At 54.2% G+C, this 16,845-nt stretch carries 16 protein-coding genes and 1 tRNA gene; 5 read left to right on the forward strand and 12 right to left on the reverse strand.

Annotated features, from left to right (window positions below):
* From glsA to V6940_RS10100, 5 genes are all read right to left on the reverse strand, one after another.
* Entirely contained in the window at positions 1-1,014 is a 1,014-nt protein-coding gene (gene glsA / locus V6940_RS10080) for a glutaminase A (protein ID WP_333495749.1), read from the reverse strand.
* Positions 1,015-1,629: 615 nt separating this feature from the next.
* Complete coding sequence (gene dsbG, locus V6940_RS10085) at positions 1,630-2,388, reverse strand: thiol:disulfide interchange protein DsbG (protein ID WP_185666753.1); 759 nt, start codon at positions 2,386-2,388, stop codon at positions 1,630-1,632.
* Positions 2,389-2,432: 44 nt separating this feature from the next.
* Positions 2,433-3,155, reverse strand: coding sequence for a DsbA family protein (locus V6940_RS10090; protein WP_333495750.1), 723 nt, complete (start codon positions 3,153-3,155; stop codon positions 2,433-2,435).
* Between the two features lie 6 nt (positions 3,156-3,161).
* The gene (locus tag V6940_RS10095; RefSeq protein WP_333495751.1) at positions 3,162-5,192 is read right to left on the reverse strand and encodes a protein-disulfide reductase DsbD family protein; all 2,031 of its coding nucleotides are present in this window, start codon (positions 5,190-5,192) and stop codon (positions 3,162-3,164) included.
* A 47-nt stretch (positions 5,193-5,239) separates the two neighbouring features.
* Entirely contained in the window at positions 5,240-5,602 is a 363-nt protein-coding gene (locus tag V6940_RS10100; protein WP_333495752.1) for a hypothetical protein, read from the reverse strand.
* 142 nt (positions 5,603-5,744) lie between these two features.
* On the opposite strand from V6940_RS10100, the gene V6940_RS10105 reads away from it, so the two are divergent.
* The gene (locus V6940_RS10105; protein ID WP_442910796.1) at positions 5,745-6,698 is read left to right on the forward strand and encodes a hypothetical protein; all 954 of its coding nucleotides are present in this window, start codon (positions 5,745-5,747) and stop codon (positions 6,696-6,698) included.
* Between the two features lie 90 nt (positions 6,699-6,788).
* Here V6940_RS10105 and ansP read toward each other — a convergent pair whose 3' ends face one another.
* From ansP to V6940_RS10120, 3 genes are all read right to left on the reverse strand, one after another.
* Positions 6,789-8,231 (reverse strand): L-asparagine permease, encoded by a 1,443-nt coding sequence (gene ansP, locus V6940_RS10110; protein ID WP_185666523.1) that lies wholly within the window; start codon positions 8,229-8,231, stop codon positions 6,789-6,791.
* A 313-nt stretch (positions 8,232-8,544) separates the two neighbouring features.
* Positions 8,545-9,144: a transporter gene (locus tag V6940_RS10115; RefSeq protein WP_333495753.1), complete on the reverse strand. Its 600-nt coding sequence runs from the start codon at positions 9,142-9,144 to the stop codon at positions 8,545-8,547.
* A 270-nt stretch (positions 9,145-9,414) separates the two neighbouring features.
* On the reverse strand, positions 9,415-9,996 hold the full coding sequence (locus V6940_RS10120; protein ID WP_333495754.1) for a nuclear transport factor 2 family protein: 582 nt from the start codon (positions 9,994-9,996) through the stop codon (positions 9,415-9,417).
* Positions 9,997-10,104: 108 nt separating this feature from the next.
* Here V6940_RS10120 and V6940_RS10125 point away from each other — a divergent pair, with 108 nt between their 5' ends.
* Entirely contained in the window at positions 10,105-10,980 is an 876-nt protein-coding gene (locus V6940_RS10125) for a LysR substrate-binding domain-containing protein (RefSeq protein WP_333495755.1), read from the forward strand.
* A 42-nt stretch (positions 10,981-11,022) separates the two neighbouring features.
* Here V6940_RS10125 and V6940_RS10130 read toward each other — a convergent pair whose 3' ends face one another.
* The 3 genes from V6940_RS10130 to V6940_RS10140 all read right to left on the reverse strand — a co-directional run bounded on the left by V6940_RS10130 (position 11,023) and on the right by V6940_RS10140 (position 13,907).
* Positions 11,023-11,739: a hypothetical protein gene (locus V6940_RS10130; protein ID WP_333495756.1), complete on the reverse strand. Its 717-nt coding sequence runs from the start codon at positions 11,737-11,739 to the stop codon at positions 11,023-11,025.
* 316 nt (positions 11,740-12,055) lie between these two features.
* A tRNA-Ser gene (locus V6940_RS10135) sits at positions 12,056-12,143 on the reverse strand.
* A 144-nt stretch (positions 12,144-12,287) separates the two neighbouring features.
* Positions 12,288-13,907 (reverse strand): ABC transporter substrate-binding protein, encoded by a 1,620-nt coding sequence (locus V6940_RS10140; protein ID WP_333495757.1) that lies wholly within the window; start codon positions 13,905-13,907, stop codon positions 12,288-12,290.
* Positions 13,908-14,143: 236 nt separating this feature from the next.
* On the opposite strand from V6940_RS10140, the gene yccA reads away from it, so the two are divergent.
* Entirely contained in the window at positions 14,144-14,803 is a 660-nt protein-coding gene (yccA, locus tag V6940_RS10145; protein ID WP_052284078.1) for an FtsH protease modulator YccA, read from the forward strand.
* 87 nt (positions 14,804-14,890) lie between these two features.
* Positions 14,891-15,220: a sulfurtransferase TusE gene (gene tusE / locus V6940_RS10150; RefSeq protein WP_202216118.1), complete on the forward strand. Its 330-nt coding sequence runs from the start codon at positions 14,891-14,893 to the stop codon at positions 15,218-15,220.
* On the opposite strand, the gene yccX is transcribed toward tusE, so the two are convergent.
* Entirely contained in the window at positions 15,217-15,495 is a 279-nt protein-coding gene (yccX, locus tag V6940_RS10155; RefSeq protein ID WP_035892387.1) for an acylphosphatase, read from the reverse strand. The two genes, tusE and yccX, sit on opposite strands and share 4 nt — an antisense overlap.
* A 143-nt stretch (positions 15,496-15,638) precedes the next feature.
* Here yccX and rlmI point away from each other — a divergent pair, with 143 nt between their 5' ends.
* Positions 15,639-16,829, forward strand: coding sequence for a 23S rRNA (cytosine(1962)-C(5))-methyltransferase RlmI (rlmI, locus tag V6940_RS10160; protein WP_333495758.1), 1,191 nt, complete (start codon positions 15,639-15,641; stop codon positions 16,827-16,829).
* Positions 16,830-16,845 lie beyond the last annotated feature (16 nt).

Here is a 16,845-nt window from a genome sequence, read left to right on the forward strand (position 1 = left end):
TTACTCCTGCCCCGTTAGGCTGCGGTTATCGGTGTAGGGTTTAGCGACCAGCAGATCCATCCCCAGACAGCGCGATAATGATCGAATAGCTTTCTGCGCTTTAACGCTATTTCCGGCACCGTCGAGCAGCGGAGAGAAAGCGCTTAACGCACATTTTCCCGGTGAGACGGCAATAATGCCGCCGCCGATACCGCTTTTAGCAGGCAGTCCGGTTTCATATAGCCATTCCCCGGAGGTTTCATACATTCCCGACGTCAGCATCACGGCGAGGGTATAATGACAGATGGCGTTATTAATAATTTTATCTCCGGTTACCGGGTTAATTCCGCCGTCGGCAAGGGTTGCCCCCATTACGGCTAAATCACGGGAGTTAATATTCAGGCAGCATTGACGGGTATACAGTTCGGTGGCCATTTCCGGATCACACCCGAGGCGTCCATAGCTATAAAGCAGATGGGCAATTCCGCGATTGCGATAATTACTCTGGCAGGCAGACTGATATATTTCTTCGTTTAACGTCAGCTTACGCCCGGCAAATCCGCAAAGGCCGTTGTAGATATAGTGCCATTTCTCTTCTTTAGTTTTTCCTGGCGTAAAACTGGTGGTGGCAATGGCCCCGGAATTGACCATCGGGTTCGTCAGTTTTGTGGTCGACTGCTCAATGGCCGATACCGAGTTAAAGGGCATCCCGGTACCGTTGACGCCAAGCCGTTCGCGCGCCGCCTGCGGCCCAATGGCCTGGCACACCAGCGCAAAGATAAAGGGCTTGGAGATGCTCATGATGGTGAACTCTGTTCCCACATCACCGATGGAGAACTCGTAGCCGTCTACGCCTTTGAGGTAGATGCCAAACAGGTTCGGGTCGACGCGGGTTAATGCCGGATAGACCGTCGAAACGGCACCCTCTTGCTCGGAGCGCAGGGCCGAATAAACGTCCGTAATCAGACGTTCAATGTGTTCGCCGCTGGGCAGCGATATATTTTGGTTATGGTGGTCCCTGGAATGATATTCCATAAAGACGTTCCTTTATTTTTGGCGCACAGCAGAATACCAAAATTTATAATTTAAATTTTGCTGTACGAATAAGCGTATTGAAAGACGCAGCGTGACCTATACGCTAGACAGGGAAAATAACCGTCGAGCGGTAAGGAGGAAAAATAGTAGATGCTGTGAGAAACAGCGGGGGGCAATTATGGCGTAGAAGGGGGTTTGGTCTGCAGGTAGCGTTGACTTCGGGTGATGATATACATTTGCTTATCCATAGCATATGACTCATTGGTAATGAATGATTGATGTTTTTCCTTAGAGCGGCGGCATTATAGCGTTATTCCCGTTAAAGATTCGCCAGCTGAATGTAAATAAGTGTCATTTGAGATACCAGTTAAACAATATAACCATAAAGTGGTACACCTGAAATATTTAAATAATCTGACAGGGGTAATCCTGGTAAATTACCTGCTTTTATTAGCGCTTAATTGTAGATATTTGCCCAGCTCCGCGCATTATCCTCACCCCGGCCCTCTCCCTGAAAGGGAGAGGGGGAAAACCAGCGCCAGGTTTACCAACGACGCCAATCGGTCCCCTCGCCCCTGTGGGGAGAGGGTTAGGGTGAGGGGGCCACACGTCATATCAGGGTTTCGGGCCAAACATCGCCTCAAGCTGTTTCTCATCAGGCATCCCCACCACCTGCTGTAGCTCATTCTTATCGTTCATATAGTAAATCGCCGGCGTGGCGTTCGCGCCTAAGTCATCCATCATCTTCTGATGCTGTTGCAGCAGATTGAAGGTCTCGCGCGGCGTGACGCCGTCAAAACGCGGCAATTTCTTACCGTTGGACAATTCGTAATCCCGCCAGGCCGCTACCGGATCCGCCGCATTAAGAATGGCCGTCGCGTTGCGCCCGCTTTTCGGGTTCAGGAAGGCCACCAGCAGCGTATTGAGCTGGACATGACCCGCCTCAACCCACGGCTGCGCTGCCGCCCAGAAAGTTTTGCAGTAAGGGCAGAAAGGATCGGCAAACACAAACACCTTTCTCGGCGCGGTATCGGCCCCCTCCTTCAGCGCGTGGGCGCTATTGAGCGTTTTCCACATCTCCTGGCCCATCGGCACGTAAATCGCTTCGGTAAAGTAGCCTTCACTCAGGTTTTTACCTTTGTCGTCATAAAGGTACCCCGATACCACGTGCTTGCCGTCGGGAGTCAGGAACAGGTTTACCCCCATATCCTGATACTTCCCGACCCAACTTTTCAGCCCACCGGGGGCCTCCACCTCTTTAATGATGGTGATGTTCTGCTGTTCGCTAAAGCGCTTCACGATATCGGGAAGCGGCGCGCTGGCGTAGGCGAACGCCGGGAGCAGCGCCAGTGACGTTAGGATAATCGATTTCATCATCGTCCCTCTCTGAACGGGGGATCGCTCCCCCGGAAGTGAATTTACTGTTTTTTCAGCGCGTCGCTGACCATAGCATCAAACTGCTCGTAAGGAACCCAGCCGGAGAGCATTTCATCGCCAATCAGCGTGGCGGGCGTGCCCTGAATACCCAACTGCTGCGCCAGTGCGAGGCTTTTCTTCACCGTCTCAAAGCTCTCGCTGTCCGGTTCATTCACCACCACGCCCGCTTTCTGCTTGGCCTGTGTGATGCTGGCATCATCGTGATAGCCCTTTTTCGCCATCAGCAGGTCGTTAAACTTCATAAACTGCTCCGGGTGAGCACGCCAGACGGTGAGCGCGTCCCGGGCCGAAGTCACCGAACTTTCCGAGCGGTAAGGCAGGAATTTGAACACCACGGCAACGTCCGGGTATTTCGCCACGATCTTCTCCAGATAAGGATCAAATTTCTTGCAGTATGGGCAGTTATAGTCGGTAAAGACCACCAGCGTCAGGCGAGGTTTCGCTGCCCCAATGCGCGGAGAGTTGGGGTCGCGATAGAGAAAATCGCTGTTCTGCGCGATAACCGATTTCATCTGCTGCTGGCTGGCCTCAGCGCTTTGCTGATCCAGCTTTTCTGCCGCAGCGGCCAGAATTTCCGGATGTTTAAGCAGCGTCTCCTGCACTAATTCCTGGACGCGGGCCTCCTGGGCTGGCGTGAGGGCGGGTGCGGCAATGGCCTGCAATGAGGCGGTCATTAAAAGCGTAAACAGAAGCGTGTATTTCATGATTCATTAACCTTTGGCATGTTTCAGGGCGGCGAGCAGCGTTTGTTGGTCCAGCAGCGGCGAGAGGATCTCGCCCTCGGGCTGGCCCGGCCCGTAAACTTCATTGAAGGGGATGGCGTAGCGGTTGCGCTTTTGCAGGAAGGCGGCTATCGATGCTGAAGGCTTACTCCAGTCACCACGCAGCGCCACCACATCTGGGGCATTCAGCGCCGCGACGATCTCCGGCTGGTTCAGCACGCGCATTTCATTCACTTTGCAGGTCACGCACCAGTCGGCGGAGATGTCCACGAAAACGCGTTTGCCCTGCGCCAGCGCCTGGTCAATTGCAGCTTCGCTAAGCGGCTGCCAGCGAATATCCACGCTGGCCTCAGTGGACGAGGCTGACGGCGACTGAATCAGCCCGCGCAGCTGGTAGCCGCCAAGGCCGGTGAGCAGAATCACCGCCAGATAGAACGCCGCGCCGCTGCGTGGGCCGGTGAACAGAACGGCCACCAGCGCCACGATGGCCAGTAGCAGAATCACCATATCACTGATCCGGTCACCTAAATGCAGGCTCAGCAACGACGCCAGCCACAGACTTGAAGCCAGCATCATCAGCGCCAGAATGGTTTTCAGCATCGCCATCCAGCGCCCCGGACGTGGTAAGAGCGCGGCGGTTTTTGGCAGCAGCGCCACCAGCAGCCAGGGTATCGCCATCCCGATGCCAAGCGCGATAAAGATAAACCAGAGATCCTGAAGCGGTGCCCCCAGCGCAAAGGCCACGGCGGTGCCGAGGAACGGCGCCGAACACGGTGTGGCCAGCAGCGTAGCAAACATCCCCTCAAAGAAACTGCCCAGCATCCCGTTACCACCGGCGGTGGCCATCCTTCCGACCATGGATGACGGCAGCAGCACGGCAAAGGTGCCAAACAGGTTCAGCGCGAAGATAAAGGTAACAGCGACCATCAGGCCAATAAACCAAGGATTCTGGAACTGGATCCCCCAGCCCAGCGCGGCACCGGTCAGCTTCAGCACCGTGACCATTGTTGCCAGCAGCGCAAAGGAGACGAGGATCCCGGCGCTGGTCGCGAGGAATCGCAGGCGGATACTGCGCGTATCCGACCCGGCGTGGAGCACCGCGCTCAGCTTCATCCCCATCACCGGCAGGACGCAGGGCATCAGGTTGAGGATAAACCCGCCGAGCAGTGCAAACAGCAGCATCTGCACGATACTGACGCTGGCTACAGCGGGTGCATTGGCGGTTTGATCGGCCCCTACCGTCAGGGTGGTTTGCTGGGCTTTGCCGTCGCTGGTGAGGACAAAGGAGAGCGTTTTCCCCGCGAGCGTTGCCGGTTTTTCGCCCCACTCGTCCGTCACCGGCGCGCTCACAACCAGTTCCGCGCCGTGCATTTCGATGCTCGGGTCGCCGGGAATAATGCCGCCGTCCATCGGGTCAAAATAGATTTCCGGAGAACGCCATGTCCCCACGGTGGTACCGGTGATCACCAGTCGATCGCCCTCAAGGTGCGCCGCGAGATCCTCCGAAATACCCTTCTCCGCTGGGATGGTGCGCATCGCCTGCTCGAACGCGTTCTGGAACTGACCGTCGACCGGCTGGTTAAAATCGAGATGCAGCGGGTAGTCCGTTAATAGACAGACGTTGCTGCAGGTTGAGAGCGTCAGCGTGCCGTCCAGCACATCCCCCGGATTACCGGTGATGATCATCGGAATCACCACCCGGTTATGGTAGCCCTGGGTGGTCAGCCCCGAAATATCAAAGCGCGACGGCACCGGCCAGTACCACTGCGCCTTTTCACCGTTTTTCCAGTGAATTTCGGGCGCCACGCCCCCTTCTCCCGGCGATCGCCAGTAGGTTTTCCAGCCGGACTGCAGCTCAACGGTCAGCAAGCCATACAGGCGGTCCTGCCCTCTTTCTGCCTGGAAACGAATCTTAGCGTGGTCATTTTGCGGTGACGTAAGCCACCCGGTATCGGCAGCGTGAGCGGTGCCCACGCAGGCCAGCAACAGGAGGAGTAATCCCCTGAAGATATTCAACATGTTTTTTCTCCGTGAATTAAATAATCAATCGTCGTCAGGACGATGATTCATTCACGGAAAACACAGTTTTTGAGGTGTATTCGAAGCGTGGGCGGCCGTTTGGGCACGTCGCGGAAGACAAACGTACGCACTTCAGCGAATAGCTGAATCAGGGCCAGGAAGATGATGACGGCAGGCAGCGCGCCGTCGAAGAAAATGGGCTGCGCGCAAAACAGCGAGTTGGCGCTAAGCTGGCACGGCGAAGGCCCAACCTGGGATTCGTCCGTTGCCGGCGTGGAGAGAGTCTGAACCGGGTTGCCAACCTGCTCGAGAAAATGGTGCAGATAGACCGCCCGCTGCACCAGGCAAAGCGCCATGGCGAGGCAGGTCACTATCAAGAACCCTTTAGCAAAAAGCTGACGATTACGCATAAATTACCAGACGTTTCAGAACAGCCGAATCATAAACAATCCTCAACAATGCGCAAGGCCGCGAGTGTAAGGTTTTGTCTTACTGCGGCGGGATCCTGCTCTATAGTTAATCCATTATCACCCGATTGAGGCTGCACCGACCATGATCGCGGCATTTTCCGGCATGTTCATGCTTTTGCTGACTTCGCTGACCTTCAGCACCGCGCTGCAGGCAGCGGACGGACAGCGCATTAAGCAGCGGGCCGATGCAGTGCTGACGCTGATGAGCTACATGATTGTGCCGGATATTACCGCCAGCGACCTCAATATCGGCTCGGGCTCCGACGATAAAACCGAGCTGTCGATCACCCAGTTTGGCGGTGGCGCAACGATGGGCGATGCCTTCCCGCTTTATCTCGAAGGGGCGATGGGCTACAGCCGCTACGATCCGCAGTTCGTCATCAGCGATGGCGACCAAAGCCGACGTATTCCGACCAAATGGAACAGCCTGACGGCCACCGGCGGTATCGGCTGGGATTTTAATTTGTACCGCGACCGTTGGGGCGGCAACCTCGTGCTGCGTCCCATTGCTAACTTCATGCTCGGCACCATGGCGAGCGATTTGCGGATCGGCAAATGGGCGCTGGAGCGGCACCGCAACGCCGAATATGACTTTCTCGACGGTGGCCGGCTCAACGCCTATGGCCTGGGCGGTTCGTTAATGCTCGACTATGAACTAGTCTCCCCGGCGCAGGATATTGACATTGAACTGCGCTATACGGGCATGAATCTGCAAACCTTCGGCAACACATCCAGCGCCGTCGCGGGCAGCGCTACGGCACAAAACCTCGGGCTTTATCTGCGCCGTCGCGCCCCGCTTTTTGACTGGACGCTGCTGAAAAGCCCGGTGCGTTATGTGCTGGAAGGGGCGCATACCGAGTATCTCGGCGAACAACGCGGCACGTTAGGGTTTGATAGTTTGAGCTCGGTCGGGATTGGGATTGAGATGGACAGCAGTAAGTACCCGGTCTTTATTACCCGCACGCGATTGGTGGCGCGCTATATGTTCGGTAACGGCACCAGCGGCTATGGCGTGGGGCTAGCCATGAGCTTTTAATCGGGTAGGCCGGATAAGCAAAGCGCCATCCGGCAGCATAGAGCAGAGTGCCATATGGCGGCGTAAACGCCTTATCCGGCCTACCGTGGATTACGGTGCGGTGCTGTGAATTTCCGCTACACGTTTACGAACGCCGAACCATCCAGCCACCAGCAGAATAGCAATCAGCGGCAGCGAGGCGATGGTGTAGGTGCCATTCGGATAGTCGAACGCCATCAGTACCAGCACGCTCAGCAGGAACAGCAGCGTCAGCCAGGAGGTAAACGGTGCGCCCGGCAGCTTGAAGTTCACGTCCGCGGCCTTGCCTTCTTTAATGGCCTTACGCAGGCGCAGCTGGCACACCATGATAAACGCCCACGAAGCGATAATGCCCAGCGAGGCGAAGTTCAGCACGATTTCAAAGACCTGAGACGGCACCAGATAGTTCAGGAACACGCCCACCACGTAGACTACCAGCGTCGCCATAATGCCTGCGTACGGCACGTGCTGGCGGCTCATTTTGCTCATAAACTTCGGTGCGGAACCGCCCATCGCCATCGAGCGTAAGATACGCCCGGTGCAGTAGAGGCCCGAGTTAAGGCTGGAGAGCGCCGCCGTCAGTACCACGATGTTCATGATACTGCCGATATAAGGCACGCCGAGCTTCGAGAAGAAGGTGACAAACGGGCTCTGCCCCGCCTGATAAGCTGTCCACGGCAGCAGCAGCACCAGCAGCACCACCGAACCCACGTAGAACAGGCCGATACGCCAGATAACGCTGTTGATGGCGCGCGGCACCATGGTCTGCGGATCTTTACACTCGCCCGCCGCAGTACCCACCAGTTCAATGGAGGCGAAGGCAAATACCACGCCCTGCACCAGCACCAGCGCAGGCAACAGGCCGTGCGGGAAGAAGCCGCCGTTGTCGGTTATCAGATGGAAGCCGGTGGCATTACCGTCCAGCGGTTTGCCGCTGCCCAGATACACGGTCCCGACGACGAGGAACACCACAATCGCCAACACCTTAACCAGCGCAAACCAGAACTCCATCTCGGCAAACCACTTCACGCCAATCATGTTCATGGTGCCGACAATCGCCAGCGCGCCCAGCGCAAACACCCACTGCGGCACATCACCAAACGCGCCCCAGTAGTGCATATAGAGCGCCACTGCGGTGATATCGACAATACCGGTCATTGCCCAGTTGACGAAGTACATCCAGCCCGCCACATAGGCGGCCTTTTCGCCGAGAAACTCACGAGCATAGGAGACAAAGCTGCCGCTCGATGGGCGGTGCAGTACCAGCTCGCCCAGCGCGCGAAGAATAAAGAACGAGAAGATGCCGCAAACCAGGTAAACCAGCGCCAGCGCCGGACCTGCCATTTGCAAACGCGCACCTGCGCCGAGGAACAAGCCGGTACCGATAGCGCCACCGATGGCGATCATCTGTACCTGTCGGTTGCCCATCGCCTTGTGATAACCCTCTTCGTGGGCGTTCAGCCAGCGTCGTTTTGCCGCGCGTTGCTCCGCGGCCTGTGAATGTTGTGTTTCCATTATTACCCTGTACCTGTCTGATGTATGGAATGCATAAGGTTATCGAATGAATACGGAACGCCTATCCACGACAACCCGCGCGGTTTTTCCCGTCATTCTGCGTAGGGATAAAACTGCCGCGAAGCATCCTACCTGCAATTATTAAGCGGCGCAAAACATACGCTTACTCTTCAGACCTCTTTCACGCATAAAACGGTGCCCTCTGCGAAAACGTCGGTTACTTGCTCTGGGCCAGTGCTTTCGTCCAGCGACGAGTACAAAAAGGGCCTCCCATAGGAGGCCCGTAAATGTGATGATTTATTGGGCGGAAAATTTAACGGTGGTCCGCTTTCTGCCGATGGAATATTTCTACCGAAGCCGCCAGGCAGAGAATATAACCGAAGAGTTCCGTCCCCTCTTCCACCATATTTTTCACCTCCCGAACGTAGCCATCCTGGAGCAGGGAGTGCCAGAGCAACGACATACCAAACAGGCGAGAAAACACCAGCGTGGCCAATAATCCCGCGAGCATAATCCCGAAGGCGGGTTTTGCTGAATACAGGGTGAGCTGATGTAATACCCGCTGAGGCTGTCGAAACGCGTAGATAAGCGCAGTAATACTGACTGCCAGTGCAAACCATACCCAGCTGCCGTGGTGGATCAGATCGAAAATGCCGTCGAGTTCGCGGATCAGCATGGCCATAAAGAAGCCTGCAATCAGGGTATTACATTGACGCATATCGGGTTGCTTACGTGCAGCCACGAGGTGGATCAGGACGATAAGCAAGAGGATAGTCTCCTGAACAATCTCGGTGAGCGAGACCTCAGACAGGCTATTTTTGAGAATATTGACATCGATATGCAGGCATAAAATAGCAGCGCCGGTTGCCAGCGATAAAAAGAAGCAGCGTAAAAATAAATTAACTAAAATCATAATAGTCACGGTCTTTTAATAAACAAACAGTTTACATTACTGACCGTAACAGAACTTATCCTTATGTGCCTCAGCAACCATAAAATTTAACAATTGTTGCGTTATTCCAGAGTGATAATTAATACAACCCTAGCCCAGGGAATATATTTTAGTATGAGGAATTACTGACCAATATATTAGTGCCGATATAAAAATATCGGCGTCAGGAGATATTTTTCGAACATTCAGCGCGGCCCACCTCGGCGACAGCCACGCATCAACGTTCCAGCCTCAGGCTGCTAGCCAGCGCTGCCCCTCTGCTTTCATTTTCGCTTCCAGTTCGCTGCCGCGCGTGGCGAAGACCCGACCAAGCGGGAACCCGCTTTTCTCCAGCAAATAGGCCAGCGGGGCATATTCTCTCGGGTAACGGGCAATATCTTTCTGCGCGATCTCCACCCAGCCTTGCGGGAAGGTAAACGTCCCCATATCGTAAATGCTCTGCCGGTGAAACAGTTTCCAGACCCCATCCCGTTTTTCCGCCAGATCGAAAAAGCGGTTGTGGCATTCACAACCGATATTCAGCTTAACGTTCTCGGCAATAATCACCGCGTTAGTTTCCAGCGTGGCTTTATTACCGTCGGCATTGAAGGTGATGCGCGGTAAGGTAATCAGGTGCTTCGTGCGCAGATCGGACGCCCCCATGCGCATCGACCCATCGACAAAATCACTCGCCAGCCCTTCAAACCAGGTGATCTCAATAGTGCCATCAGGGTGAAATAGATCACGTAACTGCGCCCATTCGCCAAGATCACGATGGATCCAACCGTTGACCAGATCGTTAAGCTGTTGGCGATCGTTATTCAGATTTTGCATGGTGTTTTCTCCAGTGAGGGTGTGCGCTGAGTGTGCTGGTGAGGGCGAGCAAATTCAAATATATTGATATGACTGATTCATCATTATTAATGATTGAAAGAGCTCACCATGGAACTGCGTCATCTCCGCTATTTTCTGGCCGTTGCAGAAGAAGGCCACTTTGGCCGTGCCGCAGAGCGGCTCAACATCGTGCAACCCGCGTTAAGCATGCAAATTAAAGCCCTGGAGTCAGAACTCGGCGGCGCACTGTTTACCCGTACCAGTCGACGCGTCGAGCTCACTGAAGCCGGGCAACTTATGTTGATAGAGGCCAAACGAACCTTAGCGCAGGCGGAGCATGCCCGCCAGGCAGTGGCACGCGCGCTGCGTGGTGAGACGGGACGAGTGCGGGTGGGCTTTGCCGGCAACGCGATTTTTAGCGGCAAGATGACGAACGACCTGCGCGAGTTTCATCATGTTTACCCGGACGTTGAACTGGTGATTGAAGAGATGGCCCCTCAGTTGCAGGTAGATGCCATTCTGGCAGGACAGCTTGATGTAGGTTACGCCCCCGATAACAGCAAAACCGCATCGCCGGGCATTATCGCACAGCCCATTGGGCGCTGGGCGTTTCTGGTGGCCTTCGCCGACGCTCACCCATTGGCCGCTCACGCGAGCATTTCCCCTGAACAGCTCGCCGGGGAAACGCTTATTCTTTACGAAGCGCACGATACTCATGAACGGCTTTGCCTGCTGCTGCAAGAAAAGCTGGGCGACCAGTTACATATTGTGCAGCGCTCCAGCAGTACGCTAAGCGTGCTCGCCATTGCCGCGGCCGGGCTGGGGGTAGCGTTAATTCCGGCCCCACTACAGCAGGTGCACATTCCAGGCCTGACCTATCGTCCCCTGGATGATATTGAACTGAACGCCAATTTGATGCTGGTGTCTCGCACGCAGGAGTCGAGCGCTGCGGTAAAGGCGTTTATTCGAGGGGTCATGGGGTAAGCCTCAAATGTCATGGGGAGTCCCTTCCCCAGGCTCGTTAGCTTACATGTTCTTCACTGTACCGGTCGAACTGAGTGCAGCAATTAGTTTCGTTTTTTCTGCCGGTGAGTTAATTGTTTTGAAACACTCCGCGATGATTTTTTTAGCGACGGTTTGCGTTAACTCATAATTATTCTTTTCCCAATCGCTGAGCGGTCTTGTACGCTCAGCAGAGAGCAGATCGCTGCTCGAACACGTATGATAATAATCACCGCTCTTTATTGTCGCTGAATAGAGGAATGTATAATCGCTGGTATCTAAGCCTTCATATAAGAGCTTATATTTATACGGCTGGATGACAATCTCTTTATTGACATTAGAAGGGATATCCGCGCTAGTCAGAAGCTTATCAAGCTCTGGATTGACGTACTCCATCGTTCTGTTTTGAACGCTACCAACATAGGTGCCTTTGAGCTGGTCTTTACTAAATGTATTTACCTGAGAGCTCCCCCCGCCCAACAACACCGCAGCAAACTGCAGCGTTTTCAACGCGACAACCTTTGCATTATCAGATTTAGCGACAAGATTAAGCGAGTTATTCGTGTCTTCGATGACATCGCCATTGATCGCATTTTGAGTCAGAACGTCAATTTTCGAACCATTGCTGAGTTTAACTACTCTGGTATCCACAATCTTTGTTTTCGGCGGTTGGGTAGTTGAACAGGCACTCAGCGCAAGGCCCCCAAAGGCCAACAAGGTCATTTTATATTTATTTTCCATCGACAGCACATCCCATAAAAGTCGTTAGCATGATATTAAGATCGGATTATTCTTATCACATTTTGAAATTGCCAGCGGCTTAAACACTTATATTTGGTAGGGGGGACGGACAACCTTTTTTAATAAAATCAGAGCGTCACAAGGAATGAATCTGAATTAAACTCAAATACGGTTAATTAATTTTAGTTAAGGATGATTTAATCATTCGCGGGGAGCTGCGATGAGGCGAAGTGGGATACACAAGGTGATAAAGCTGTGTTTAAGGAGACGACACAAAGCAAAAACGGCTTGTCTTTCGACAAGCCCTTTTCTAATTTGGCGGAAGCGTAGAGATTCGAACTCTAGAACCCTTTCGGGTCGCCGGTTTTCAAGACCGGTGCCTTCAACCACTCGGCCACGCTTCCAATGAGGCGCACTATAAACATCCCGAACGGACCTGTAAAGCACCAAAACGTTCGTTTGCCTGAAAAACAGCCAAAATGTTGTTATTCGTCTGAAAAAACAACAAAATGGCTATTTTTACGACGCTTTATTCCTCGAATTTACGCTTAATGCTTTTTGATGTAGATATCTTTGGTGGAGAAGTTTCCAAGGCGATCCGGCGCAAAGCCGCCAACCCACGGTTTCACCAGGTGCGTACGCACATAGTGATAAACCGGAATGGCTGGTACATCGCGCGCCAGCAGATCTTCGGCTTTCTGGTAGTCACGTGCGCGCTGGGCGACATCTTGCGTTCTGGCCGCATCGCGCAGTGCCTCGTCATAGTCTGGGTTGCTGTACTTTGCCGTATTCTCGCTGTCGCCGGTACGGAAGGTATTGAGGAACGTCGAAGCATCATCGTAGTCCGCAATCCAGGCGTAGCGTACGACGTCAAAATTACCGGTATGCATCGCATCCAGCATGGTTTTCCATTCCTGATTTTGCAGCTTAGCCTCAACGCCGAGATTTTTCTTCCACATAGAGGCCGCCGCAATAGCGATGCGCTGATGCGATTCCGATGTGTTGTACAGCAGATTGAATGACAGCGGGTGCGCTTCATTAAACCCGGCTTCTGCCAGCAGCTTTTTCGCCTCGGCCAGACGCTTATCGCGCGGCCAGGTGGAATACTCAGGCCCGTGCAGCTTCACGCCACCAATATCCGGTTGGCTAATCACCCACGCCGGGCTCTGACCCTGCCCCAATACTTTGTCGGCGATGATGTCTTTATCCAGCGCCATATTCAGCGCTCGACGCACGCGGGCATCGTTAAACGGTGGTTTCGTGGTGTTGAACTCATAGTAATAGGTGGCAAGCTGTGGTTTAACGTCCACTTGATCGCCGAGCGTCTTTTTCAACTGACTAAACTGGTTAATCGGTAAGGTATAAACGATATCGACTTCACCCGCCTTGTAGCGGTTTACATCAGAAGCTTCAGAGCGGATGGGCAGATAGGTCACCTTGTTGACTACCGTCTTCGCATTATCCCAGTAACGAGGGTTACGCTCGGCCACAATGCGCTCATTAACGACCCACTGTGAGAGCGTATAGGCCCCGCTGCCCACAAAGTGCTCCGGCTTCACCCATTTATCGCCAAAGCGGCCGATCAGCACCTTATCCAGCGGTACCATCGACGGGTGCGCGAGCATGGCGAGGAAGGCGGAGTTGGGCTGAGTGAGGGTCACTTCGATTGTGGTGTCGTTCAGCGCCTTCACGCCGAGGGTGTCTGGCGCTTTCTTGCCTAAGGCAATATCCGCCGCGTTCACAATATGCATATTGCCCGGATAGCTGGCGTAAGGGGACGCAGTGGCCGGGGTAACCAGGCGCTGCCAGCTCCAGACGACATCCTGCGCGGTAATTGCAGAGCCATCGGACCAGGTAATCCCGGGGCGCAGGTGGAACGTCCAGACGGTGTTGTCTTTATTGTCCCAGGACTCCGCCAGTCTTGGCTCAATGCTGCCATCGGGTTTCACCGCCACCAGCCCATCAAACAGATCGTTGAGGATGTTAAACTCAACGTCACTTTCCACTTTATGCGGGTCAAGCGAGGCTGGCTCATTGCCGTTGCCGCGCACCAACTCCTGTTTGTCCGCCAGTGCAGTACCTTCTGGTACATTTGCAGCCTGTGCAGCAGCGCTTAAACCTAGCGCCAGTAGCGCGATCGTGATGTTGTTATTGTGTTTTAATTTCATTTCCATTGCCTTGTTGTTATAACCCTCTTCACTCTTGGCATGAAGCGGTGATAACGCAAGGGCTTTCAACAACCTATAAGAGATTGATCTCGCTCTTTCTGGCTTTATTGATAGAATCTGTGACCGACCAGTAATACCCTGATTCGGCAGAGTAAAGATGGGTAAAACCATTTGGGAATAAAAGAGAGATTTCTTATTCTATGCCACTAATAACATCTGTCATAAGAGAGTGACTCATGGATCGCATAATTACTTCATCGCGTGACCGCTCATCGCTGCTGAGCACACACAAAGTCCTGCGTAATACCTATTTCCTGCTGAGCCTGACGCTGGCGTTTTCCGCCATTACCGCCACGGCCAGCACCGTGCTGATGCTGCCGTCTCCGGGCCTGATCCTGACGCTGGTTGGCATGTACGGGTTAATGTTCCTGACCTACAAAACGGCCGATAAACCGGTAGGTATTCTGTCCGCCTTCGCCTTCACCGGCTTCCTGGGCTATATCCTGGGGCCGATTCTGAACGCCTACCTGTCTGCGGGCATGGGTGACGTTATCGGGATGGCGCTGGGCGGTACGGCGCTGGTGTTCTTTAGCTGCTCGGCCTACGTGCTGACCACCCGTAAGGATATGTCCTTCCTCGGCGGTATGCTGATGGCCGGTATCGTAGTGGTGCTGATTGGTATGGTGGCGAACATCTTCCTGCAGCTGCCTGCCCTGCACCTGGCAATTAGCGCGGTGTTTATCCTGATCTCTTCCGGTGCCATCCTGTATGAGACCAGCAATATCATCCGCGGCGGTGAGACCAACTACATCCGTGCAACCGTTAGCCTGTACGTCTCGCTGTACAACATCTTCGTCAGCCTGCTGAGCATTCTGGGCTTCGCAAGCCGCGATTAACCCCGACTCAACGGACTCAAGGCCTCGCTTATGCGGGGCCTTTTTATTTGCTACACTTGCCGCCATCTGTTTGTTGCGTGAAATATTATGCTTATCTACGAAAACACCGAAATCGAGACCGATAGCGAAGGCTATCTTAAAGACACTACGCTGTGGAGCGAAGGGCTGGCGGCGGCGATTGCCGCAAATGAAGGGATTGAACTGAGCCCCGAACATTGGGAAGTCGTGCGCTTTGTGCGGGAGTTTTACCTGGAATTCAACACTTCCCCGGCCATTCGTATGCTGGTCAAAGCGATGGCGAATACCTTCGGCGAAGAGAAAGGCAACAGCCGCTACCTGTATCGCCTGTTCCCAAAAGGCCCGGCTAAACAGGCCACCAAAATCGCGGGCCTGCCTAAGCCTGTGAAGTGCATTTAATAGCGAATACTGAAGTTGCTCCACGCTTTTTCGGGTTGATGAGGTTCTGCCAGAACTTTATCAACCCGGGCGCTGCGCGGCCCTCCCGCTTTCAACCACGCCAGTAGTTTCTCGACCTGCTCTTCACTTCCGCAGGCGACAACCTCCACGCTGCCATCATCCAGATTCAGCGCATAGCCTCGTAGGCCAAGGCGCACAGCCTCCTGCTGGGTAAAAAAGCGAAAACCGACGCCCTGTACCTGGCCGTAAACCCAACAAATCACGCATTTATCCATGCGATTCTCCTCCGGTATGGTTCAGACGACTCACCCCACTCTACCGCCAATTGTCCTGACATTCTTCCGCTGTTCGTTGCATTTGTGCAGCGAAGTCGGGAAAATGCAGCCTGATCCCTTCTTATATAGTCAGATAAAAAACTATGAGTGTACGTTTAGTGTTAGCCAAAGGGCGCGAAAAATCATTGCTGCGCCGTCATCCCTGGGTCTTTTCCGGTGCGGTTGCTCGCATGGAAGGCAAAGCCAGCCTCGGCGAGACCATTGATATTGTCGACCATCAGGGGAAATGGTTAGCCCGCGGCGCATATTCTCCGGCTTCGCAGATCCGCGCTCGCGTGTGGACGTTCGATGCCAACGAAACCATCGATATCGACTTCTTCGTGCGTCGCCTGCAGCAAGCGCAAACCTGGCGCGACTGGCTGGCGCAGCAAGACGGGCTGGACAGCTACCGTCTGATCGCCGGTGAGTCTGACGGCCTGCCGGGCGTGACCATCGACCGCTTCGGTTCCTTCCTGGTGCTGCAGTTGCTGAGCGCTGGTGCGGAATACCAGCGTGCAGCGCTGATTAGCGCCCTGCAAACGCTGTATCCACAGTGTGCGATTTACGATCGTAGCGACGTTGCGGTGCGTAAAAAAGAAGGTATGGAACTGACCCAAGGTCCAGTGACCGGCGAACTGCCACCTGCTCTGCTGCCTATTGAAGAGCACGGGATGAAGCTGCTGGTCGACATCCAGGGCGGCCATAAAACCGGCTACTACCTCGACCAGCGCGACAGCCGTCTGGCAACGCGTCGCTACGTGGCGAATAAGCGCGTCCTGAACTGCTTCTCCTACACCGGCGGCTTTGCGGTTTCCGCGCTGATGGGCGGCTGCAGCCAGGTGACTAGCGTGGACACCTCTCAGGAAGCACTGGACGTCGCCCGTCAAAACGTCGAACTGAACAAGCTGGATCTGAGCAAAGCCGAGTTCGTTCGCGACGATGTCTTTAAGCTGCTGCGTAAATACCGCGACCAGGGCGAGAAGTTCGATGTCATCGTGATGGATCCACCGAAATTCGTGGAAAACAAAAGCCAGTTAATGGGCGCCTGCCGCGGCTATAAAGACATCAATATGCTGGCTATCCAGCTGTTGAACCCAGGTGGTGTGCTGCTGACCTTCTCCTGCTCCGGCCTGATGACAACGGATTTATTCCAGAAAATCATTGCCGATGCCGCAATTGATGCCGGTCGTGATGTACAATTTATAGAGCAGTTCCGTCAGGCAGCCGATCACCCGGTGATTGCAACCTACCCGGAAGGACTGTACCTGAAAGGATTTGCCTGCCGCGTCATGTAACTTGAAAAGCGAAATG

Source organism: Kluyvera sp. CHPC 1.251, from assembly GCF_036759945.1.
Classification (GTDB): Bacteria; Pseudomonadota; Gammaproteobacteria; order Enterobacterales; family Enterobacteriaceae; genus Kluyvera; species Kluyvera sichuanensis.